This is a genomic window from Paraburkholderia sp. SIMBA_054 (assembly GCF_046534875.1).
GTDB classification, from domain to species: Bacteria; Pseudomonadota; Gammaproteobacteria; order Burkholderiales; family Burkholderiaceae; genus Paraburkholderia; species Paraburkholderia hospita.
On record NZ_JAWRXV010000061.1, the window covers coordinates 1 to 22,863 of the forward strand.

Annotated in this window: 17 protein-coding genes and 3 pseudogenes; 14 read left to right on the forward strand and 6 right to left on the reverse strand. The window is 58.6% G+C overall.

The window, feature by feature from the left end; genetic code table 11:
* The 4 genes and pseudogenes from SB822_RS43750 to SB822_RS43765 form a co-directional block, all read left to right on the forward strand.
* A partial coding sequence (locus SB822_RS43750; protein WP_410857591.1) for an ankyrin repeat domain-containing protein occupies positions 1-1,434 on the forward strand: 1,434 nt, incomplete at its 5' end.
* Between the two features lie 300 nt (positions 1,435-1,734).
* Positions 1,735-2,040, forward strand: a complete 306-nt coding sequence (locus SB822_RS43755; protein ID WP_007588921.1) for a hypothetical protein — start codon at positions 1,735-1,737, stop codon at positions 2,038-2,040.
* A gap of 508 nt (positions 2,041-2,548) precedes the next feature.
* Positions 2,549-3,490, forward strand: a pseudogene (locus SB822_RS43760) (IS5 family transposase); the annotation flags it as partial.
* A gap of 815 nt (positions 3,491-4,305) precedes the next feature.
* Positions 4,306-4,533 (forward strand): annotated as a pseudogene (locus tag SB822_RS43765) (IS5/IS1182 family transposase); the annotation flags it as partial.
* A 305-nt stretch (positions 4,534-4,838) separates the two neighbouring features.
* Here the strand turns inward: SB822_RS43765 and SB822_RS43770 are convergent.
* Positions 4,839-5,864: an IS110 family transposase gene (locus SB822_RS43770; RefSeq protein WP_410857592.1), complete on the reverse strand. Its 1,026-nt coding sequence runs from the start codon at positions 5,862-5,864 to the stop codon at positions 4,839-4,841.
* 115 nt (positions 5,865-5,979) lie between these two features.
* On the opposite strand from SB822_RS43770, the gene SB822_RS43775 reads away from it, so the two are divergent.
* The 3 genes and pseudogenes from SB822_RS43775 (at position 5,980) to SB822_RS43785 (ending at position 8,440) form a co-directional block, all read left to right on the forward strand.
* Positions 5,980-7,014: an IS110 family transposase gene (locus SB822_RS43775; protein ID WP_007588917.1), complete on the forward strand. Its 1,035-nt coding sequence runs from the start codon at positions 5,980-5,982 to the stop codon at positions 7,012-7,014.
* A 275-nt stretch (positions 7,015-7,289) separates the two neighbouring features.
* A pseudogene (locus tag SB822_RS43780) lies at positions 7,290-7,442 on the forward strand (IS5/IS1182 family transposase); the annotation flags it as partial.
* Positions 7,439-8,440, forward strand: coding sequence for a GIY-YIG nuclease family protein (locus SB822_RS43785; protein WP_051058242.1), 1,002 nt, complete (start codon positions 7,439-7,441; stop codon positions 8,438-8,440). The pseudogene SB822_RS43780 and the gene SB822_RS43785, both read left to right, overlap by 4 nt.
* Before the next feature lie 348 nt (positions 8,441-8,788).
* Here the strand turns inward: SB822_RS43785 and SB822_RS43790 are convergent, their stop codons facing one another.
* The 3 genes from SB822_RS43790 to SB822_RS43800 are packed head-to-tail and all read right to left on the reverse strand — an operon-like array spanning position 8,789 to position 12,466.
* Positions 8,789-9,943 (reverse strand): hypothetical protein, encoded by a 1,155-nt coding sequence (locus SB822_RS43790; RefSeq protein WP_090839135.1) that lies wholly within the window; start codon positions 9,941-9,943, stop codon positions 8,789-8,791.
* The gene (locus SB822_RS43795; protein ID WP_007579908.1) at positions 9,930-11,183 is read right to left on the reverse strand and encodes an LssY C-terminal domain-containing protein; all 1,254 of its coding nucleotides are present in this window, start codon (positions 11,181-11,183) and stop codon (positions 9,930-9,932) included. Before SB822_RS43795 ends, SB822_RS43790 begins: the two co-directional genes overlap by 14 nt.
* Positions 11,180-12,466: an LssY C-terminal domain-containing protein gene (locus SB822_RS43800; protein ID WP_007579910.1), complete on the reverse strand. Its 1,287-nt coding sequence runs from the start codon at positions 12,464-12,466 to the stop codon at positions 11,180-11,182. Before SB822_RS43800 ends, SB822_RS43795 begins: the two co-directional genes overlap by 4 nt.
* Before the next feature lie 1,295 nt (positions 12,467-13,761).
* Between SB822_RS43800 and SB822_RS43805 the strand changes: the two genes are divergently transcribed.
* The 7 genes from SB822_RS43805 (at position 13,762) to SB822_RS43835 (ending at position 20,291) form a co-directional block, all read left to right on the forward strand.
* The gene (locus SB822_RS43805; RefSeq protein WP_007579912.1) at positions 13,762-14,235 is read left to right on the forward strand and encodes a glycine zipper domain-containing protein; all 474 of its coding nucleotides are present in this window, start codon (positions 13,762-13,764) and stop codon (positions 14,233-14,235) included.
* Positions 14,236-14,424: 189 nt separating this feature from the next.
* On the forward strand, positions 14,425-14,829 hold the full coding sequence (locus SB822_RS43810; protein WP_236674050.1) for a hypothetical protein: 405 nt from the start codon (positions 14,425-14,427) through the stop codon (positions 14,827-14,829).
* A 522-nt stretch (positions 14,830-15,351) separates the two neighbouring features.
* Entirely contained in the window at positions 15,352-15,702 is a 351-nt protein-coding gene (locus tag SB822_RS43815; RefSeq protein WP_007579916.1) for a hypothetical protein, read from the forward strand.
* A gap of 99 nt (positions 15,703-15,801) precedes the next feature.
* A complete protein-coding gene (locus tag SB822_RS43820; RefSeq protein WP_007579919.1) occupies positions 15,802-16,371 on the forward strand; it encodes a YSC84-related protein in 570 nt (189 codons plus the stop codon).
* A 78-nt stretch (positions 16,372-16,449) separates the two neighbouring features.
* A complete protein-coding gene (locus SB822_RS43825) occupies positions 16,450-17,034 on the forward strand; it encodes a hypothetical protein (protein WP_007579921.1) in 585 nt (194 codons plus the stop codon).
* Between the two features lie 132 nt (positions 17,035-17,166).
* A complete protein-coding gene (locus tag SB822_RS43830) occupies positions 17,167-18,261 on the forward strand; it encodes an AI-2E family transporter (protein WP_007579923.1) in 1,095 nt (364 codons plus the stop codon).
* A gap of 1,787 nt (positions 18,262-20,048) precedes the next feature.
* Positions 20,049-20,291: a helix-turn-helix domain-containing protein gene (locus tag SB822_RS43835; protein WP_079486494.1), complete on the forward strand. Its 243-nt coding sequence runs from the start codon at positions 20,049-20,051 to the stop codon at positions 20,289-20,291.
* A gap of 430 nt (positions 20,292-20,721) precedes the next feature.
* Here SB822_RS43835 and SB822_RS43840 read toward each other — a convergent pair whose 3' ends face one another.
* Positions 20,722-21,399: a carbonic anhydrase gene (locus SB822_RS43840; RefSeq protein ID WP_007579926.1), complete on the reverse strand. Its 678-nt coding sequence runs from the start codon at positions 21,397-21,399 to the stop codon at positions 20,722-20,724.
* A gap of 18 nt (positions 21,400-21,417) precedes the next feature.
* Positions 21,418-22,731 carry a DUF2254 domain-containing protein gene (locus SB822_RS43845; protein WP_007579928.1) on the reverse strand — a complete coding sequence of 438 codons (1,314 nt, stop codon included), beginning with the start codon at positions 22,729-22,731 and terminating at the stop codon, positions 21,418-21,420.
* Positions 22,732-22,863: the final 132 nt, after the last annotated feature.

Below are 22,863 nucleotides of genomic sequence, written 5' to 3' on the forward strand. Positions count from 1 at the left end.
CTCGAAGTCTATAAGTTCTTCGTCAATGCCCTGTATGTAGCGCTGACGCGTGCCATCAAGAACATCTACATGATCGAGTCGGACACAGGGCATGATCTGTTCGGGTTGCTGGATCTGAGCGTGGGCCAGACCAAGATCGAGGCCAAGCAATCGACACTCGAAGACTGGCAGAAGGAAGCACGCAAACTCGAACTGCAGGGCAAGCAGGAGCAGGCGGAGGCCATCCGCCGCACCATCTTGAAGCAGGTCCCGGTGCCATGGCCGGTGTTCGACGAGGCCAAGGTCAGGGAACTGCTGATCAAGGTCTTCCGCGAGCAGTCTCCGGGCAACAAGGGCAAGCAGCAACTCTTTGACTATGCCACCTGCTTCGATGAACCGCAGCTCGCCAAGTGGCTGGCCGTCGAGGCGAAATTCGAGCAGGCACGAACCTTTGACCAGCAGCGCGCGGTGTTCGCCCGCAAGAGCTACGTCCCTTTCTTCGCCAACCACTTCAAGGACATCCTCAGGCAGTGTGACCAGCATGGCGTCGATCATCGCCTGCCAATGAACCAGACGCCACTGATGGCCGCAGCTGCGGCAGGCAATGTGGCGCTGGTGGAAGCCCTGCTGGAGCGCGGTGCCGACCGCGATGCCGTCGATCACTATGGTCACAATGCACTGCACTGGGCTTTGCGTCAGGCATTTGGCGATGCAAAGTTCGCTGCTGGCCCGCTGGCGGCAATCTATGAATGCTTGGCTCCGCCCTGCATTGATGTCAGAGCAGGTGATCGCTTGGTCCGCATCGATCGGCATCTGTCTGAATACTTTCTGTTCCAGACCCTGTGGGTATTGTTCAAAGCCCGATTCAGCAAGATACGACGCAATGCAGACAGCGCGTTCCAGACCCAAACCATCCTCGATGCCTGGCAACACTTACCCGCTAACATAGTGCGGCCGGAGCGCAACAAGCGCCAGCATCTTTCTGGCGTGCTGGCGAGGAACGAAATCGACAGAGACTATGCCTACAATCGATCCCTGTTTCTGCGCGTATCCACCGGGCGGTACCAGTTCAATCCCAAACTCGCTGTGCGTCGCCGCCAGGGCGAAGAAGAAAACTGGATCCCGATCTACACGGCACTCAACCTCCCGTTGATTAGCGAGTTTGCCCACAACGACGGCTGGATCAGCACTTGGGACAATATTGACAAACTAGTGATCCTTGCCGGACTACCTGAACGAACCACACCCATCGCGGCTGAACGCTTCGCCGAGCGGCAAGCGGCCAAAATGAGGGAGTTGGACGAACGCAGAGCCAATCAACTTGCTGCCAAAGCACGCATTCGTGCAGCCGGCGAAGCCACCCAGAACACGGCACCTCGATGGGGAACAACGGAGGCCAAACGGCTTGCAATCGAACGCGTGAAACAAGAAATCGAAAGACGAAAGAAGGGTTGACTTGCCGATATTTCTTTGGGTCGACATGCGGCCTTGAAGCGTCATTCGTCCGCCGCGCGGCTCGGACGTTCAGATGACCGCTCCGCTCAGCAAACGGCCATGAAATACGCGGATGACATCTGGGCCAGCTACGGTTGAGAGCTTCCATCTCTCCCGGGAACGCTGGTGCGTGGAACGCTCAGCAACCGCATGTGAACGCCCCCAATTGCTCTTTGCTGGTTTGTTGAATAGTCACAGCCAATAACGCGACAAACTCTTATTCTAGAAGAGTCCATTCGGACCCAATCGAGGAGGAAGACTATGCGCATGCTTCTCAACATACGAATACCTCACGAGCCATTCAACGCTTTTGTGCGTGATGGCTCCATCGGAGAGTTAATGGAGAGGATTCTCGCAGAGATGAAGCCGGAAGCCGCCTACTTTACCGAGCAGAACGGAACACGCGGAGCAATCCTCGTCGTGAACCTTGAGGAGCCGTCGCAGATTCCAAAATTCGCGGAACCATGGTTTCTTACGTTCAATGCCGACTGCGAGTTTCGCGTGGTGATGGTGGCAGATGACCTCAAGAAAGCTGGACTCGAAACGCTTGGCTCGAAGTGGAAATAGGGAGCGCGGCACGGCGTGTGAGTGACGCTAACAGCATGCCGTGCTGCCGCCCGCTTCGGTCAACCTACTCAGATGACCGCTTGACCTCGGAGATCTGCCAGTCCCACCAGTATCGATGAAAGCGGGACGGACTATCTATAAAGGGTTGACTGCCGCCGATCGCCGAAAGGCACCGACCGGCCGTTAGCGGTCCGTCGACGTCACGCGGCGATCGTTGACAATGCCTGTTTGGAGTCTCGAAAGCCAGGAGCAGACATAAGGAAAAGGGCAACCCCTGGCATTTCGGTTTGGTGCAACACTTGGCGACGAATAATAGCGGCTCCAACATTTTGAGCGCTGGTTTAGCATTCACCCACGGAAATCAAAGTCGACTTTGTCGCTACGTAGTCGACCCTGAACAATTCGGAGAGCCTCGTGCGACGGAGCTTTGAGGCCGAAATGGTGTTGTGAGATTTGCAGGAACCTGGCACATTAACGCGTGAATCCTGCATTTTTCGACGAGGTGCAGATGGGTCCGAAGACGCCTGTGCCGGAGGGAGATTTCTTCCGGCAACCGCTGCGCGAACAGATCAACCTGAAGCATCCGCTGGTGCGCCTGACTGACCTGATCAACTGGGATCGGCTAGGCGTGTCGATGAGCGAGAGCTTCGTGTCACGCAGGGGGCGACCAGCGAGTTCGCCACGTCTGATTGCGGGGCTGCTGTATTTGCAGCACGCGTTCGATCTGTCCGACGAAGAGGTCGTCTGGCAATGGGTGGAGAATCCATACTGGCCGGTGTTCACGGGCGAAACGTACCTGCAGACCGAGCCGCCAATTGACCCGTCGAGCCTGACGCGCTGGCGCAAACGACTGGGCGAGGCCGGCGTTGAAGAGTTGCTGGCCGAGACGATCGAAGCAGCAAAGCGTGCTGGTGTTATCAAAGCTTCGAGCGTGAAGCGCGTGATTGTCGATACAACAGTCATGGAGAAGGCGATCGCCCATCCGACCGATTCGCGATTGCTCGAGCGGTGTCGCGAACATCTGGTGAAGGCTGCGGCACGGCACGGCCTGAAGCTGCGGCAGAACTACAACCGCGAGGCGCCGCGTCTGGAACTGCAGATTGGCCGCTACGCTCACGCGAAGCAGTACAAACGCATGAGCAAAGCGTTGCGCACGCTGCGCTCGCGCGTTGGACGGGTGATGCGCGATGTAGAGCGACAGGCCGCCCAGGTGGCAGACTCAGGCCGGGCGGCACTGCTGGAGCTGATTGGTCGCACGAAGCGCGTCCTGGCGCAGAAGCAGAAGGACAAAAACAAGCTCTACGCTCTGCACGCACCGGAAGTTGAGTGTCTGGCGAAAGGCAAAGCCCGCACACCCTACGAATTCGGCGTGAAGGTGTCGATCACGACGACCCACAAGGAAGGGCTGGTTGTTGGCATGCGTTCGATGCCAGGCAATCCGTACGACGGTGTGCGACGTGAAGTTGCATGAATGATTGTTTCACCTGGCTTTGGCCAGTTAGGAAACCGGCTGTTCCGTCAGCCGTAACCTACCGATGCATGCGGAACTGGTAACGGTTCGGTGTGAAGCCATCGGGACAACGCAACCCGTTCATTGAACGACCAGGGTCTCGTGAGAGACGCAGATCGTCTGCCAGCACCAAGGCGACAGGGTGCCAGGTTGGGCAGTATGGTTAGCAAATGCGAACTGCTGGTTAAGCGTCGTTAACGGAAACAAGCCAAAGGTGCTGTCAGGCTTGAGCCAAAAGGCATGCAATCGGTTGCCACCGTACCGTCTGGGGGCACACGGACTGAAAGATTGCCGACGTAGAGGCAGAACCTAACCTGCTCATGTCCTTCATGCGGAACACGGTAAGCCCAATTCCCCGCCGCAGAAATGCGGCAGGTAACTCGCGAGGGAAGCTGTTGGGGAAGTGGGTAAGAGCACGCGGCGAAAGCGAATGCCGAGCTGTAATGGCCCGGATAGGGGTTCAATATTTGCCCTGACCCGAAAGGGTGCAGACTTCCGCGAGGCGTGGCTGGCGCCCGCTAGTATCTGAGGTTCGACGAAGGGAAGCTTGGAAGAGACTGTCCTTGGACAGTTCAGCGCCCTCGTCCCAACGATGGGATGAACCGACGATATGCCGCTGGCGAAGGTCTCGCTGAAGTTGGCAAGACCGGTATCGCCTTGGCGATACTTCAGCAATGCTTGAGCCGTTTGCGGTGAAAGTCGCTTGGGCGGTTCTTTGGGGAGGAGGCGGCAGCGATGTCGTCTCCTTACCCGCTCACACGCTGGCTGAAGCGCTGGAGCAGGCGGCAATCCTGAGCGACACCAGGCCGGAAGTCGCCATCGTTGACCGTGGCTACAAGGGTGTCGCGGTCGACGGCGTGAAGATCTACCACCCGGGCTTGCGCCGGGGCATCACACGCGGACTACGCGCGATGATCAGACGGCGCAGCGCCATCGAGCCAGCCATCGGTCACATGAAGACAGACGGAAAACTCGGCAGGAACTAATGGAATGGACGCCCCCACCCGAAACGGCATCAGTGTGCCAAATCTATGGTCCACCCCATTTTTGCAACCCTGATCTTCGATGGCGAGTTGGCTTGCGTAAATCTATTCGGCGTCGTTGTGGGGATTGCTCCCCCGCGCCACGATGAGATTCGCGCCTGACGATCCTTCACAGTGGGTCGGCTTCGAAAAGCCTCTTTGGCACTCAGGTTCTTCGTCAGGCCGGTGTGCCGTTCACGTCATCAATTTTCAGTCGTCGCAAAACCAGTTGGATGATTGGCAAATAGTGATAGAGCAGTGGTGGATCAGAGTGGATGGCTTGTAAAGCCGGCGTCGAATGTGGTCTGACGCGCAACGATTGCCCAGGCGGTCCGGGCCAGCTTGTTGGCCAGCGCACACGCCACCACGTTTGAATGCCGTTGCGCAAGCATTGCGCGAACCCAGTCCGCCAGACGACCGGTACGTTTCTCCAGGCCTCGCATGTAGGCTCGGGCGCAAAGGACGAGCAGGCGCCTGACATTTTTGTCGCCGCGCCGGCTGATCCCGAGAAGATTGCTCTTGCCGCCCGTACTGTATTGCCGAGGAACGAGCCCAACCGATGCCGCAAAATCGCGACTGCATCCGTACTGCTTTGCGTCGCCCATTTTCGCGGCCAACGCGCTCGCGGTGACGGGGCCGACTCCCGGGATGCTCATCAGGCGCTGTCCGACCTCGTCGTCAGCGAGCTGACGTGCGAGCTCCTGGTCAATCTCACCGATCTGTTCTTCAAGGTACTTGAAGTGCTGGTGAAGGCGTTCGAGAATCGCAACAAGCCGGGGTGGCAGTTCCTGCATGGCGAGCACGACCGGCAGACGCGTGATGGCGGTCTTGCCTACCGGCAGGCTGATGCCAAACTCGAGGAGAAAACCATGCATCTGGTTGACGGTTCTGGTGCGCTCTCGCACCATCGACTCACGCACACGATGCAGCACCGAAAGCGTCTGTTGCGATTCCGTCTTCGGGGTTACGAATCTCATGGCGGGGCGCGACGCTGCTTCGCAGATCGCCTCGGCATCGACGAAATCATTCTTGTTTGACTTGACGAATGGCCTGACAAACTGCGGCGAGATCAGGCGCACCGTGTGCCCGAGTTCGGCAAGCTTGCGGGCCATATGATGCGAACCGGCGCAGGCCTCCATAACGACGGTACAGGCATGGAACGTCACGAAGAATTCGATCAGTTGCTTGCGGCTCATCTTTTTACGGAACACAGCCTTGCCATTAGCGTCCTGCCCATGCAGGTGAAAGCTGTGTTTGCCCAGATCGATACCAACGAGCGTTACGGCGTCCATGATGGTCTCCAGTTCGGGATGAACACTGCCAGCCTAACCTGACCACCGGGGCGGGGTGGACCATCCCATTAGTGGACGTGTCGAAGCGACCACTTGAACGAGGAGAGCGCCCAACATGAAGATTACGACAATTGGCATCGATCTGGCGAAAACCGTCTTTGCGATTCACGGCGTGAATGAACATGGTCGAGTGGTGTTGAAGAAACTGCTCAAGCGTGACCAGATGGCGGCGTTCTTTGCCAACCTGCCAGCGTGCCTGATCGGGATGGAGGCATGTGGCAGCGCCCATTACTGGGCTCGTAAGCTGCAAGGCATGGGACATACGGTACGGCTGATCGCGCCGCAGTTCGTGAAGCCATACGTGAAGACAAACAAAAATGACGCGGCGGATGCCGAGGCAATCTGCGAGGCCGTCGCGCGTCCGAACATGCGCTTCGTGCCGGTGAAGAACGTTGAGCAGCAGTCGGTACTGTCGCTGCATCGCGTTCGGCAAGGTTTCGTTCGGGCTCGTACCGCACAAGCCAACCAGATACGCGGTTTGCTGAGTGAGTTCGGGCTGATTGTTCCACAGGGGATCCACAACCTGGCCGGGCGAGTGCCCGGGTTACTCGAGGATGCGGCCAACGACTTGACGGGATCCTTCCGGCTGCTGATCCAACGCCTCCTGGAACATCTGAAGGAACTGGACCGACAAGTTCGTGAACTGGAAGCGAAAATCCAGGTGTGGCACCGCGAGAACGCGATCAGTTGCAAACTGGCGCGGGTGCCAGGCATTGGTCCGATTACGGCGAGCGCCCTGGTCGCCTCTATCGGTGATGCCAAAAGTTTCGCAAATGGGCGCCAGCTGGCCGCATGGCTCGGCCTCGTGCCCAGACAGAACTCCAGCGGTGGCAAGGCCGTGCTACTCGGCATCAGCAAGCGAGGCGACACCTATTTACGGACGCTTCTGATACATGGAGCGCGCTCTGTCATCCACGCGGCCAATCGCAAGGAAAAGAAGGAAGGCTGGTTGCATAGCCTGCTGCAGCGGCGCAACCGGAATGTTGCGGCAGTTGCGCTCGCGAACAAGAATGTGCGCATCGTGTGGGCGCTATTGGCTCACGCGCGCGAGTTTCAGAGTGATTACGCGGCTATCCGGAGTGCGGCATAACCCCTCCATACCGTTGAAGTGTAACGAACAGCAGGAGACTTCAGCCGATTGCTCGGGCAATCATGATGTGATGGCGTGACAGGTCAGACCGTGGTCAAGAAAATCTGATTGAGCCGGTGTGCGCGAAAGCACGCAAAACTGACGAGATCTTGACCAGCAAATTCCATCAGGGACCGCCAGCGTGCGCTGGGAAGCGAAGTCCGAATGCATGGCTGCAATCTAGACCTCTAACCCGTCGCAAAATGAACGCTTGGCAAACTGGGGGCGTCCATGCATGGCTCAAAGGTGCACTGGGCGATGCGATGCACGCGGTGCTGTGCGGCGCCGGTCACAACCTCCGGATGATCCTGAGGAAGCTGCGGCTTCTTTGCGTCTTCATTCTCGTCGCTTTGCTTAACCGCTGCATTGCCACCGACGTGATGGCGTGACGTCGGTCGATCTTCCGGTGTGCAAGATCGGAAGAACCGCTAGAGATCCCGTTGTCCGCTGTGCAGAAATCAATCAGAGCTCGACTGGTGATTTTCTTTGGGAGGTGACGCATCACATCGGTGTGAACGATTGCCGAAAGTTTGAATCGCTGGTTCACGCAAAGCTGCTGCAACTCCGACAGAAGAAACGAGAGTTCTTCAATATTCATCCGGACGACGCAATTGTCGCGATTCAATCTATACTCTGGTCGGCGCCGGACCTAAGAATAGTGACCATTGCGGAAAGTCAGAAAGAAGATTCCGGAGTGTCGAGAAGAACCGGTCCTCCCCGCAAGCAGTCTGCTCGCCAAAGCAGAGACACCATATACGCCCATTTGTTAGACGGGTTCACCGAATTATTGAAGATTAAACGACGACCATTCGGGCAGTTGAACAAACCGGCGTACGGAGTTAGTGATGGACGCGAAGGCGTTCAATGGAATTTGAAGATATACCCGGATGTTGGGACGGCGCGTGTGGGAGTCAATCTTGAGGGCATGAAATACAGCGGCTGGCCGATTGCTTCGCTGATACGTTCTGAACTCGAAGTTCCGGCGCTGCTACGACTTGTTCCTCACTTGCGCGACCCGGAGAATATCATCCTACGATTCGCTCGAGACGCGTGGCTGGCAACTTCGAGGCCGGACATCGTGGAGCAACTCTTGGGCGAACGCGAATTTCGCCTGTCCGAACTTACCGAAGAGATATGGCACACAATACTTAGCGAAGCCATCCGCTGCCTCAACGAGGACCGGAGCTACCGTGGCAGGGGTCGCCAGGCTGTGACTTTGTTGAGAAAGGCGGGACCGGATGCAGAATCAAGGATGATGCCGGTTACGCCTCACCTCACCATATGGGCTCCAATTGATCCGGAGCGCGACTTGACAGAAGATTTGTCAGCTGCAATCGAACGTTTAGCGCCCGTCCACGAATGGGCGTCGAAGGCGAGCGGCGCGTAGCATTTTAAGGCAATCGCGAACACGACGACATCCTGACATGTATCGAGATCGACTCTGCGCTCGCCGCTTGAGTGTGCGGCAGGGCTCGGCCAGTTCCGGCCGTTGGCTCGCGCTGTTACGCGGACATTCTAACGTCGCCTCCGCTTGGTTAGCGGACTTTCATCCGATCGTGCCCCTCGAGTCGTCGGCCAATGCTCCTATCGGCTACACGTCACTCCGACGGCTGGTATGGAGCGACGGCAGCACGTGCTCGCGGAACCTCTCCCGCAGCTTCAGTGTGCAGCTTGCCAACGGCCGTATGCGGCAATTCGTTGACGAAAAAAGGTGGCATCGCGCATGTGTGCCGTTTCACTTTCGGGGTGTCACCAGATCTTCTTCCACAAAGCGCAGAATCGCCTCTGTCAGCGCCTCACGGGGGTAGGCGTTCTGCGTGACGAACAGCGAGCCGATCATGGTGTGTGTTCGAGCAACAGGCACGGCCAGTGCCCAGTGATCGGCATTAACGTAGCCCAGGAGAGCGCTTCCGGGCACGACCTGATCATAGAAGATCACCTGGCTGTCGTTGCGCGCGTCGACCCGCGAGAGTTTGTCGTAGCTCGATTTAAGTATCGACGATATGCGCTCCGGCTGAGGGAACGTCACGAGAGAGTAGTAGCGTAGGTCGCCCGGAAGCGGATTTTGCGCCATCCACGCCTTGCGCGTTGCCGGTCGCAGGCTTTGCACGGCGCCGCCGTCTCCCGAACTGCAGGTCGCGCCCGGGAAGTGCCGCAGCATGTCAGCCTGATATTGCTCGGCATCGTTGGCGAGCGGCGACCCGCCCACCGCTCCCGCTGCGCTGACGACAGCTGCCACACGGCTACGGATCTCCGGATACGCGACGACAGCCTCCAGGATGTCCGCGATACCCTTGGAGTAACCGACCAACACGAGCTGCGCTGCTCCAGCGGACAGTTGCATTGCCATGATGGCGTCGCGGATCTGATGTGCATTGTGGGTGGAACTCGACAGCCCGTCGACGTCGAGCATGACCCCGTCGTAGCCAGATTGTTGTAGCTGCTTTGTGACGGTTCCCGGCGAATTCAGCCACGGCTTGAAGCAGTCGTACCCGATGCCAGGGACCACTGCCGCGATGAGGTGGCGCCTCGATTGACCGAGATCGACGCTCGCGCCGGTGCCGGCAGGTTCAGTGCCGACGCGTGTCAGTGCGTCTTCGCAAGTACGGTAGTCAGGAAGCGCCGGGCCGTGCGCTTCAAGCACCGCACAGTAGATCTCGCGAAACCGCGCCCGTTTGTCCTGCACGCGCGCCTGGGACGCGGGAACGAGAGCGAGCGGCGGCGTATCCGTCGAATAGGGAACCAGCGGCTTCGTCGCGCATGCTGCGAGCGCGAGACAGGTCGCAAGCGCCGCAAAACGGACACGGCCATTCCTCCACGCCCATCCATACGGGATCGGTCGCGGCGCGACGCCACCTTGCCGCCCGGAGACGGGGCTACTTGCCGGCATCGCCGCTCTCCTTGGGTGCGGTGGACTCACGCAGCTCCAGGTAAGGCACCCAGTGAAGAATCTCCACGTTCGTGAAACTGAGCGGGCGCGTCGCGAAGAACATCACGGCACGCAGCCCGTCAGTGTAATAAGGCGTCCCATTAAGCGTCGTCCGCGGGTGTGCCTGCGGTGACGAACCGACGCCGTACACGAAGCCGAGTTTATCCAGGCCGCCCGAATACATCATGTCCTGGATCAGAAAGTTCCTTGCCTCGTCGACGTCCTCATGGAGCGTGCCGCCTTCCATATCGTGGTGCGTGAAGCGGCCACCGACAGGCCGTCCGACCTGAGCCAGATACACTGCATCACCGTTGAAGCGAATGGGCGCGAGCCATGCGCGCAATGAAGTGGAGGGCGCGCCCGCTTGCGCTTCCTTGCGCAGGACGACGTCGGGTCTGCGTCCAAATACCCACTGCGCGAGGTCGTTTCCACGCATGTCGCGACGATAGCTACGCCGCACCATTGCGGCACCGATGTCCCCAAGCGTACCGATGACAATTACGTTCAACGGATCAGCTTCCGTTGTCCCGTGCTCATCAGTGGCACAACACGGCATCCGTTCGAGCGCCGCGCGCAACGACGCAAGGTCGTGGTAGTCAGTGAATACAGTCTCGGGATACTGGAACAGGGTCAGCGCGAAACGCGGGTCCGCGGCGTCGCCCGGTACAGGCAGAAACAGGGAGAAGGGGATCAGCGTTCTGCTTCCGAAAAGATCGATATTGACGAGTTTGATTTGCCGGTCGGGGTTGGCGAAAAGAAATCCAGTGCGCGTTCCCCCGGGGGGAATGGGATTCCTGAATCCGAGCTTGTTCAGGTGACTGTCAATGCTTGCATTCGTCGCGCCTCCGAGAAGCGTGTGCATGGACCACGCTACTTCGAGTGGCGAGAAGTAGTCCGGATCGGTTCCAGAGTGCAGCAACCATAACGTTTGCGACGTCCGGTTTTCAACTTCGATCCATAGCGGCTGGATGTTGTTCTTGTTGATGTCGGCGCCGAACATGCGCTTGCTGTCGTCCGACCCAAGCACGGCCACGCTTACCCGCGCGTTCTGCCTGGTAGCGCTCACCGCACGCTCACGAAGCGGCGCGTCGTCGATGCTGGTCGGGGCCGTCCACGTCGCACAGCCCGCGAAAATGAGCGAAAGGACAACGCTGCCAGCAGCATTCTTCAATGCACGTTGCAGCGGCGACGATTCGTTCATCGTTTTGCTCCTGAGGGCAGGGCGTTGAACTTCGCAGCCGCCTCCCAGGGGAAGAATTCGATCCCTGAGAGCGAGGTGGGTTGCCGGTCGAATACGAGTACCTGACGATAGCCGTCGGTGTAGTACGGGTCGGTGGTGAGATTCTCGCTCGGTGCGCCTTGCGGGGTGGCGCCGACTCCTTTTACGAAGCCGATCTTCTGCAGGTTCTGCGAATAGGCCATGTCCTCGGTCAGTGCGGTGCGCGCCTCATCTACGTCCGGGTCGATCTTGTGCGTCGTCAGCGTGGGTGAGTGAAACGTCAGACGCACGCCGATATCCCGGCTGATCTGGCCGACCCACACGGGCTTGCCACGGTAGCGCATCGGGCTGAGCCACAGCCGCAGGTGATTGCGCTGGTGAATCGTGTCGCGTGCTTTCTGCAAAGCGAGGTCCTGCGCCCGGCCGAACAGGTAAAGATCGCTGACAGGCGAATTGACGTAGCGCTCGCCGGAAAGCGCGGACGTGATGGTCTTCATGATTGCGCCGGACCATTTTTGTTCGGTCGGACTCCAGCCACGTCGGACCAGTGCAGGAAACGCGTCGTCGATGCCTCCCACTATGACGAGATTGAGCGGATCGCCGTTCTTCGAACCGTCCTCATTGGTCGCGCAACAGGGAAGTGCTTCGAGTGCGGCGCGGAAAGCGTCGTCGTCCGTATAGTTCACGATTTTTTCCGGCGGATAGATCTCGCGCCGAAAGACTGCGCTGACATGGTAATCGGCGTAGAAGCCCGGCACGACCATCAGGAACGCGAATGTCTTCGCCTGCCCGCTCGCAACGAGGTCCAGTTGGACGAGCTTCGCGCCCTCGCTGAGGTTAGTCAGCACATACCCCGATAAGGTCTGCCCTGGCAGCACAGGATTGCGAAAGGCGATCGCGCGGAAGTGCCGGTCGAGTTCGTCTTTCCCGACGGGCGCATTGCTGTCGGCAAACGCCTCGGCCGCTTCCGAAGCCGGGAAGAAATTTGGGTCGAGGCCAGGCGACATCAGGAAATAGCTGACCGTGTCGTCGTTCTGCACCTCGATCCATACGGGCTGAATCTCCTTTTTCGCGAGCGGCACGCCATAAACAGCCTCGCTTTCTTCAGCCGAAAGCACCGAAGCGGAAACCCGGAGCCCTCCTTCGGTGCGTGTCACGGCGCGGCTCTTATAGGTAAGTCCGCCGGCATTCGGCAGCGTAGTGGCGCAACCGCACAACACGAATGTGATGACAACTGCAGCCAGCAGTCGAACGATGCCGTCCATTGCGTCACCTCTTTGCCGCGACCCGGGGCGGCGCTCCCGTCAGTTGGCTAGTGTGAATTGATCCTTACGGCAAATTCAGGCTGCTCTCCGCGTAACCTGCTTCGATATGCGTGTGAAATTATAGTGTGCAGGTTACAGCGCGCCATCGTTAAAAATCGACAAGAGCGGCGCTTCGCGCATGAATGACGTCATGGTTTTCGCCCTGGCCGCGCTCATAGAGCTGCCCGGCGTGACTCACCGTGTCAGGTCTTCCTACCGATGTACCCGTACCACGTGGGCCATGAGATCGAGGGTCTGTGCGTTGCCATTTTGTACGTGCCGGTATTCAGGACAGTTCCGCTTCAACATGCCGGGAGTTCGAGCCGACCACTCAAACCATTGATCGCTGGGTCTCACAGGCCGATCGCGATGCAGGCAGGCATCACGGCGGCCTGACGACGACGGAGCGCGAAGAACTCACGCGTCTGCGCCGCGAGAACCGTCGTCTCGAGCTCGAGCGCGAGATACAAAAGCCGCGGACGGGTTTTGCCGATCCCGTAACAGCGGGCCCACGGTCCCACGCAAACATGATGCGATCTTCGTAGAAGACATCTGTCTGTTCATCCAGTGGGGACTGGCGGCGGCTGAATTCAAGAACACGTCGCTCAGAATGCTGCCCGTTGTATCAGCTTGTCCTTAGAAAAATGCAGTCGCACGTGAAACGCTGGACTGGTCACGTACGCACTTCATATGGCGTAGTTGCGTCGTCGCCCTCAGGCTTGTATCCGAACCATCGAAAAATGTAGCGGACGCTCGTCGGTCTAAATACGTTGTGGAAAATCACACGCTTACGGCCTATATTGCTTTAGAAGATGAGAGCACGCGATCATGAGTCGCCTTATGTTCCGAGCGCACCATACGACGTTAATCAAGAAATCCCACCTGGCTATCCGGGCAGCACCATCCCGTGAGTAGCACGCAAATGCGAGTCAATCAAATTTAAGCGCAGGGCACCCATCTTGGAGATCCGCCAGAAGAGGCTGCCACGAACTCCGGGGGCAAGATTGCCCGGCATTGGCGCCGCGGCCCTGTCTGCGCCATATTGAAGGATCCGACGGGTCAAGCACGTTAATGAGGAGAGCAAGGCTTTCCAGCTTGGTCAGCGTCTTCGAATCGCTCTCGGGCCTTTTAGTCAAACATACACCTGTGATTATTTATCAAACGTTTCGTTCAGTCCCAGGACGAACTTGCGACAGATCGGTTTGAGAAAGAGAAAAGGAAAACCTGGCCGGATAGCATATGTCGAGGGAGTTATCATGAATTCATTCAGGTCGAGCCGAACGTGTGGTTGCATCGTCGCGCTAGCATGTTGCCAAACCATTGCGGAGGCGCAGCCTGTCGCCTACCCGGCCAAGGGACAAAGCGCGCAGCAACAACAGCAGGACCAGACGGCGTGCGCGTCGTGGGCCAAGTCGAACACTGGGGTGGACCCGGCAGCCGTGGCTGCAACACCTCCGCCACCGACGGGACCAGCCGTTGGGGGCGGAGAGCGGGTTGGAGGGGCTGCGCGAGGCGCTGCGGGCGGTGCTGTCGTTGGTGCGATTGCCGGTGATGCCGGCAAGGGCGCCGCTGTCGGCGCCGCCGCCGGAACGATGGCGGGTGGGTCACGCGCGCGCCAGAACAAGCGCAATGCACAGGCATCTGCCCAGGCGCAGAGTCAGAGCGCAATGGGCACTTACAATCAGGCCTATTCCGCCTGTATGAGCGGCCGTGGATATACGATGCAGTGAGTGATAGCCTGGTCATAATAACCAGCACAACTCTCTTTCGCGGAAATCCAGGGATGTCAGTACGCTGGGCCGATCGGGTGCAAATGGCTTGTCCAAAAAAGGAGCGCGGAAATGAAGGTCAAAAAATACGGTTCATGGCTGCCCTCGCCATGACGGCGCGCCCGACATTGGCCCAGCCACAGAACATCGGTGGAGGTCACAAAAGGTACGTATAAGGCCACCGTGGTTGGAACGACAACTGTCACGGCCACGGTCGTAGCAATTGAGCCAGCTACCCGGACGGTCACCCTGAAGGACAACAGAGGCCGGGTCGTCGAGGTGGAGGTGGGCGAAGAGGTGCGCAACTTTGACCAGCTCAAGGTTGGCGACGTGGTCACGACCGAATACAGGGAAGCGATGTCGCTGAGTCTCATGAAAACGAGCGGCGCGCGTTCCGCCACGCAGCGCCTGATAGAACAGCGGACCGCGCCCGGTGCCAAGGCCGTCGGCACGATCGGTCGGGAAATAACGGTAATGGCAGATGTCGTCTGCCGTGAATGCGAAGGCGAAAACCGTCACTTGAAAGGGACCGCAAGGCAACACGACGCATCGTGAACAGATCGCCCGGATGGGTCGAGGCAAGCAGGTCCGGCACAACCCGCACCTATCTGAGTATTGGTGCGTATTCAGGCGACTAACAAAGTGTTCCAACGAGCAACCCTGCAACAATCGGACAGCGAGGCCCTGTTATTGCAACAATGACACCGGACAAGCACCAGGGTTGGCATCAACATCGGCCCGAGTGATCAGACCCGTGGCCCGAGGATGCATCTATGGAGAGAACACGTCCAGTCCGTAGTTGATTGATTGCCGCTCCCCGTGACATTGAACCAAGGTCCAATACCTGCCGGCGTGCGCCAGTCCTATTCTTTCACTGACGTACTTTTGTTCGGAGATTGCCATGACAACGTCAACAGGCCTGTTGACGGCAATGTCAAGTCGGCTGGTTTGCCGTTCCGTTCGAGCTTGAGTCGGGTCGTACGAGCTCGCAGAGCCGCAAGGCTTCCCGCCGCGATGACGTACAGATTGACGCGCCTGCGCGCCCGGAAGCAGGAAATCCAACTGGAGGGTGAAGAAATGAAACCGTTACCGCTTCTCGTCGTGACCATCGCTGTTTCAGCCTGTGCAAGCCAACCCATGCCGCCCAGCGCACAATCATCGCTTGGAGAAAGCCAGCAGCCCGTCCCCGCAGTCTCGCAATGCATCGCCCAGAAATGGGCAAACCAGTCTCAACAGACCGTCATATCGCAGGTGATTGTGGCGAACAACCAGGCGATGGACGTCTATGTCCCGGGGCAGCAGCCTCCGAATGGCGCAGCCGCGCTCGTGCGGCCGTCGTGGACAGGTAACAGCAAAACGTGGGTCGGTTTCCGCGCAGGCAGCGGGACAGGCGGCAACACCGGCGGTGATGTTAGCGGCTGCCTCTAGGCAGCGCGTCAGTCTGCGTTACTTCGTTGTTTCGACAGATGTGAGCAATCTCAGGTGCGACAGGCCGAAATCTGCTGCCCTTCAATTGAGGAGACTCTCATGAACCGCCGTACCTTCTTCGCGCTCACCGCCATCGCCCTGGCCAGTTCGCTAGCCGCCTGCAACACAACCAAGGATCCGGAGGAAGCGGCCATCAAGCGCCATGAAATCGATGCCGGCGTCGATGGCGCCCTCAACAAGCTATACAGTTCGACGCCAGGCGCGCAGGCGCAGGGCAGCAAGGCCAAGGCCATTCTCGTCTTTCCATCAGTGTTCGCCGCGGGCCTGGTCGTCGGTGGCGAATATGGCGAAGGCGCACTGCGCGAGGGGGGATCGTCCACCGGCTATTACAAGACCAGTACCGCGTCGTTCGGCTTGCAGATTGGCGCCCAGTCCAAGGCGGTGATCCTGATGTTCATGACCCAGGAGGCGCTCGATAAATTCCGCACGAGCAACAAGGGCTGGACAGCCGGCGTGGATGGCTCGGTGGCGGTGGCGAAGACAGGCGCCAACGGTACGCTCGACACTGCAACGACGAATTCGCCGATTGTCGGATTCGTGCTGACGAACTCCGGCCTGATGGCCAATCTTAGCTTCGAAGGCACGAAGGTCAGCAAGCTCGACATCTGATACCCGCACGGTAGCGCACGACTATCGAGGCATCATTCCGACACGTGCGCAGGCATACCATGGTCTTAAGGAGTTGACATGAAGACCCAGATTTTCCTTGTAATGGCCACTGTCGCCATGATGGCGCTCCCGGCGTTCGCCCAGCCACAGACGTCGGTGGAGGTCACAAAAGGTACCGGCACGGCCACCGTGACCGGAACGACGAAGGTCACAGCCACGGTCGTCGAAATTGACCCAGCCACCCGGACCGTCACCCTGAAGGACAAGAGAGGCCACATCGTTGACGTCGAGGTGGGCGAAGAGGCGCGCAACTTTGACCAGCTCAAGGTGGGCGACGTGGTCACAACCGAATACCGGGAAGCGATGTCGCTGAGTCTCTCGAAAACGAGCGGCCCGCGTTCCGCCTCGGAGCGCACGATGGAACAGCGCTCCGCGCCCGGGGCCAAGCCCGGTGGCACAATCGGTCGGGAAATCACGGTCATGGCCGATGTTGTCGCCGTGAATGCGAAAGCCAAAACCGTCACATTAAAGGGACCGCACAACACGGTGGATGTGATCGTGGAGGACCCCGAGCAGATGAAGAATATTCGCAAGGGAGATCAGGTGCAGGTCGTGTACACGGAGGCGGTCGCGATATCCGTCACGCCCGGCATGAGCAAGTAACAGATCAATGAACCAACTTCTTTCAGGCGTCGACGGACGCGGTCGCATGGATCTGTTCCGACGGCCATTGTGACGGGCGTGCCCTGGATTGTTGCCAGCAGATCCACGAGGTGACCTGCCGGGAGACAAGTTATGCTGCCCACACCGATTACCCAACGGGTGTTGTCCAGAGAATTGCTCGATGTCCTGATCCGTGCCGGACTCGTTGCTGTTCTGGCCATTTTCTGCTTCCAGATCTTCGTCCCGTTCCTGAACCTCATGGTCTGGGCATTGATCCTGGCGATCACGCTGTATCCGCTTCAGGTCAGACTTCGGCGTACGCTCGCCAACAAGGATGGCCTGATCGCCACGCTGATCGTCTTCGTCGCGTTGGGCGTCATCCTCGTGCCGACCTATCTGCTGGGCGTCGCGGTGGCCGGATCGGTCGACCATGCGATGGACATTTTCAAAAGCGGCAGCTTCCGCGTTCCACCGCCTGCCGACGCGGTGGCCAGCTGGCCCCTCGTTGGCCAGCGTGTGTACGACTTCTGGCAGCAGGCCTCGACCGACCTCACAGGTCTTGCGCAGAAGTTCGCACCACAACTCAAGGATGCCGGTCTCGCCCTGCTCGGAACGGTGACGGGCCTCGGCGCGGGGCTGCTCCTATTCTTCGCCGCCCTGATTGTCGCTGGCATACTGATGGCGCATGGCGAGAAAGGCCACGACAGCGCGGTGGAGATCGCGTCGCGCATCTCCGGCCCTGAGAACGGCCCGCAGATCGCCGATCTTTGCACGGCCACCATTCGCGCGGTCGCCCAGGGCGTGGTCGGGATCGCGTTCATCCAGATGCTGTTGATCGGTATCGGGTTCGTCGTCATGGGCATTCCCGGTGCGGGCCTGCTTGCGCTCGGGGTGCTGCTGCTCGGCATCATGCAGTTGCCCGCCACGCTGGTCACCATTCCGGTGATTATCTTCGTGATTGCCACGCAAGGCGTTAGCACCATGACGATCATCTTCTCGGTGTATGTGTTCGTCGCGGGGCTTGCCGATAACGTCCTCAAGCCATTGCTGCTGGGCCGTGGTGTCGCCGTCCCGATGCCTGTGGTGCTGATCGGCGCGCTCGGGGGCATGGTAACGGGCGGCGTCATTGGCCTGTTCATCGGTCCCGTGATGCTCGCAGTCGGTTATGAGCTCTTCTGGCGATGGGTAAAGGACCCGGCGAAGCCCGTGCGTTCAACAGAAGAGTAGCGGGCCTGATGCTGCCTGCTCACGCGGCGTCGCAGTCCAAAGGACAAGGAGAAAAGAAAAGGCCCGCAAACGCGGGCCAGGAAAACCGCAAATCACGGTGAAGAAGACGAACAGAACGCCGTGGGCGGTTGGCGCGTCCTCAGTGTTAGCCGGTCGCGCCGACTGTCAGTATAGGGCGGGTCAAGTCGCGGTACCAGGGATATCGGCATCAGGGGGCGATGTGGTTCGCGGTCTGTCGGGCCAATCACTGAACCCGCGACTGAATATGGATCTCAGAACCGGATCGACCAGAACGTTGGTCGGCGTGATTGGGGAAGGCGGGATCAACGCAGATACTTGAGATTGTTAGCTTGCTGACTATTATTGCTTCACGAGACCCGAAATAGTATCTCTGAAGTGGGTGGAGGACTCCGCGTGGTTCGCAATCAGCCACCGGACGCTATCAACAAGCGTTGCCCTCATTGCGGGCAGCGGAAGCCTTTGACTGCTTTCTTTTGCAACGTGTGGAGCGGTGATGGTTTGAGCTGTTGGTGTATCGAATGTAGTGTGCAATACAAGAACGAAGGGCACGAAAGACCGTCAGATAAAAGACCCGGCCAATCGATTGAAGCTTCGATGAGAAAACTCGCGAAACGCCGGATAAGCAAGGATGGAAAGTGAGGTTACGGAGACGGAGACAACGGAGAGAATCGAAAGTGTGCATCACGGGTCCCGGAGCACATCCAAATGAGACCGTTACGTTAATTTCGCAATTCAATTGACACGTATCGGGAGCACGTTACGTACGATGTAATTAATTGAACTGGCGAGGTTCCAGCTTTGCATTGGAGTCGATGAGAAAGCGTGAGCACCGGCCGATTTGGATCAAGGTGATTGCGGATCACTCCCTGACACGCCAAAGGATTGGCGGGGGCGTTGCGAGCCTTTTAACGATGCAGAGGTAGATCCGGATGCGGACGTTGCAGTGTCGAAAGCCGAAGCCAAATGCCAGAACTATAAGCTCTCCGACGCGGTGTCTATGGAGCGGGGCATCGCATGCGCGAGAAAGCGAATCTAAAGGGTGATTCATGATCGTAGGGCACGATTGCCGGCAGGTTCACCGTGAGTTCTATGGCTGTGGAGTACCTGTCAAGCGACGAATAGCGTTTGTCTTATCGGATTTCTGCGACCTGCTTGGCGTCGAAGTGGTTGCGGAATCACTCCAGCATGCCTCGGAACTGTCGGCTTTAGCGGATCAAACCGTATATCCAATGCAGTTCCTTTCTGCGCGCGGGGGAACCGTGAGGTCCGCACAGTCGCTGGTCGTCTCTACCGAGACACTGAATGAAGCGATGGAGACACGATTTTCCTTCGTACTGGTTGCCGCAGGCCCCAGCGCGCTGGACATCTGCAATATACTGCCCCAAGCGACGTGGCTGCAACTGATGAGGGCCTTAGGTACACCAGTCCGATTCCTGAGCACTGGCAGTGAACCTCATCAACATACGGTGGCGACTGCGCGAAGGTCCGACATCGACAGGATCAGGCAGCAAGCATTAAATTCTGAGCCCCGGGGGCGCCTGGCCAGCGCGATACATGCTGCCTTCGAAATAATCAGCGCCGATCTTGACGAATCGATCGCGCAAGAGGCTTTGCGCCGTACGACCGTTGCAAGGGCAGACCATACAATCATGCATTCCATTGATGTGAGCCTTGCCAGCGCGGACAGGATCCGGTCTACGGCCCGGTGGCTCAAAGACAATTGTCACCGTCCGATATGCGTTGCCGACGCGGCCAGCTTCTGCGCGATGAGTGAGCGAACCTTACTTCGTTACTTCCAAGCTTACTATGGCACATCGCCGTCGGGATATCTGCAACGGGTGAGGCTTGACCTGGCCTGCGAGTTGTTGGCGGAGACGTCGCTGCCAGCAGACAAGATCGCACGACACGTCGGATTGACAAACGGAGCGAGGCTCGGGAAACTCCTCCGCCGTTGCCTCGGAAAGTCGCCGAGTGAACTTCGTGCGATCGCTGTCCGCAGTATCCGCTAATGCGCACTGCGCCTTATTGTTGGCGTTGTATGCGGCTATCACCCCGAAGGACTCGGCGGGTATCTTGCCTGCAACGTTACTTGGCTAACGAAGGCCATATTCCCAATCACCGCCGCGATCGACAGTTAGTCCAGTTGTGGGGCGTCTGCTCCTCGAACAGCGATGGGGCGTCGACTACAGCGCTCTTCTCGAAAGCCGCCTTTCTGAATGAGAGGCATTAGCCTGAGTTTTGACCCAACCTCGGCCATCTCCGGACAGCAGTCCGCGCCCTCACGGAGGCATTCAAATGTCGGCTCGGCGCCAGACAGCGGTCCTTCGTGCGCAGAACATGTCTGTCGCATTTCCGATCAGCCCTCACCACACGACCATTCTCTCCACGGCTAGTCCATCGACCCGAGATGGCAATTGTCTAGAAGAGCTTCGTGCATCTTCACCGCGCCCGCGCGGCAAGGCGCGCAATCATCCGCTCAGCCATCGCGCGGTCGATGACTTCGAATGAGCGGCTCGTGCGCTCGTAGGCATACATGTCGCCAGTCGCGATGTCGAACCACCAGCCGCTCAACACCAGTGCGCCCGCAGTGACCTGCTGGTGAACGATCGGGTATGTCATCAGATGCTCAAGCTGCACAAGTACGTTGAGTTGCGACAATTGATCGTGCGGTTTCAGCCTGTCATTGAGCGGACCTTCGTGTTCGAGGCGAAACGCTGCGTTGTTGGCGTGGTACAGCCATTTATCGAGGTTCGGCGCTTTCAGCTTGGCGTTGCGTGTATACACGGCTTTCATCGCACCGCACTCGGAATGCCCGCACACAACAATATTCGCGACTTTCAACACCAGCACTGCGTACTCGATCGCGCTTGCCTCGGAAAGGTCACCGGAAGAGACCCCTTCCGCATTCGCCGGTGGTATCAGGTTGCCGACATTGCGCATCGTGAACAGATCGCCCGGATGGGTCGAGGCAAGCAGGTCCGGCACAACCCGGCTGTCCGAGCACGTGATGAAGAGCGCATCAGGTGTATGCGCGAGCGCCAGTTCGCTGAACTGCTTCGCGTATTGCGGCAGCATTTTCTCGCGGAATTCAACGATGCCCATAATGAGTTTGTCCATGGTTTACCTCCGAAAGGGCTAGTTGTTTGCTGTCGAGGCTGCCGAACCTCCAAGCCCTTGCGAGTCGGGGATACGGGCCAACGCCAGGTCCTCGGGAAACGGGAACATCGAGGTGATCGCGCGATCGAGCAGTGTTAGCTCGACGCGCAATGCGTCATGACGATGTTCCGGCAGGCTCTGGATGAGGTTCTCTATCGCCGCGCGTAGACGCCGCGCGATTTGAATGCTGCCCGCGCCGTACTGTCGTATCTCGCGAAAACTAATATGCACGAAGTCTTCCCAATTGGGCGTCCGCAAGATCACGCGCACCCGCCCCGACCTATCCACAATCTCTTCGATGTGCAGCGACCGTTTGCCCACCACGCGCAATAGTCGGTGCACCTGGTCGATCGCAAGCACGGCCGTGGTCGGATCGTTGATCGCCGCCGACAGCGCTTTCAGCGCAATATCGACCAGGATGCGAAACGCGAACATAGGGTCCTGCTCCATTGTGCGTTCCGTCCCGAAAGCGACCAGTGTGCGGAGCCTCCTCTCATCGATCGCGCCAGAATTCCCGTACAAATAAAACAAGGGTTCGTCGACAGCGACGAAATCACCCACTTGCGGCACGAATTCGATGACTGAGTTAGTGCGCCGCGCCTTGGCCACCAGCCTTTCCAGATTCACGGCCAGAACGATGCCAGATTTGCCGCGGTGACGAACAATGCGATCAGGTACGCCTCGCTCTTTGTCACGTTCCGGCGGGCTAGTTGCACCCGTAGTCGGAGCGGGGTAAACGCTCTCTATGACCGCCATCCCGTGCTTCCCGACGCGTGCCACGAGGCTTACCGGACGCAGAGATTTCGCGGCGTAGTCAATCAGGAAAAGGAACGCGACGACGGAGGCGAATCCGAATAGCGCTGCAAGGAACACTTGAAGCTGGTGTACCTCATTCTCACCCATCCAGCTCAGGGTTCTATCGGCGAACAGCATTGTGAAAACGAACAATCCCGAGATGCTACGGATGATGTTATCGCGCAGCAGTGTCGTCGCGATGATCCGCGGGGTGTACTGCCCGCCAGCGACCTGGATTGCGACGAGCAGCGAACCGAACGCAAACACCAGAAACGTCAGGTCTGCGGAAACGATGTCACCGAGCAACGCCCGGGCCCCGGTCATGGACAGCCCAAGAAAACCGGTTTTCGGATCAAGGATCGCTTGCCTGATCATCCACCTTCCCAGCATTTCAGTCAGAGGTTTTACCACTGCGTAGATCGCGACTGCGATGAGCGGCACAGCCCACAGCGAAGATCGCAGGTAACTCTTGAAGCTGTACCAGCGATTCCAGTCCATGTTTGCTCTCTCCCTACGATCCATATTGCAGCGGAGACCAAGGTCTTCTTCACTCGCCACGTGGCATGCAAAGGAGGCCTTCCGACCGGGCATCGCGCACGGCCGCGCTTATCCCGCGGTCGCTTCCTCCGG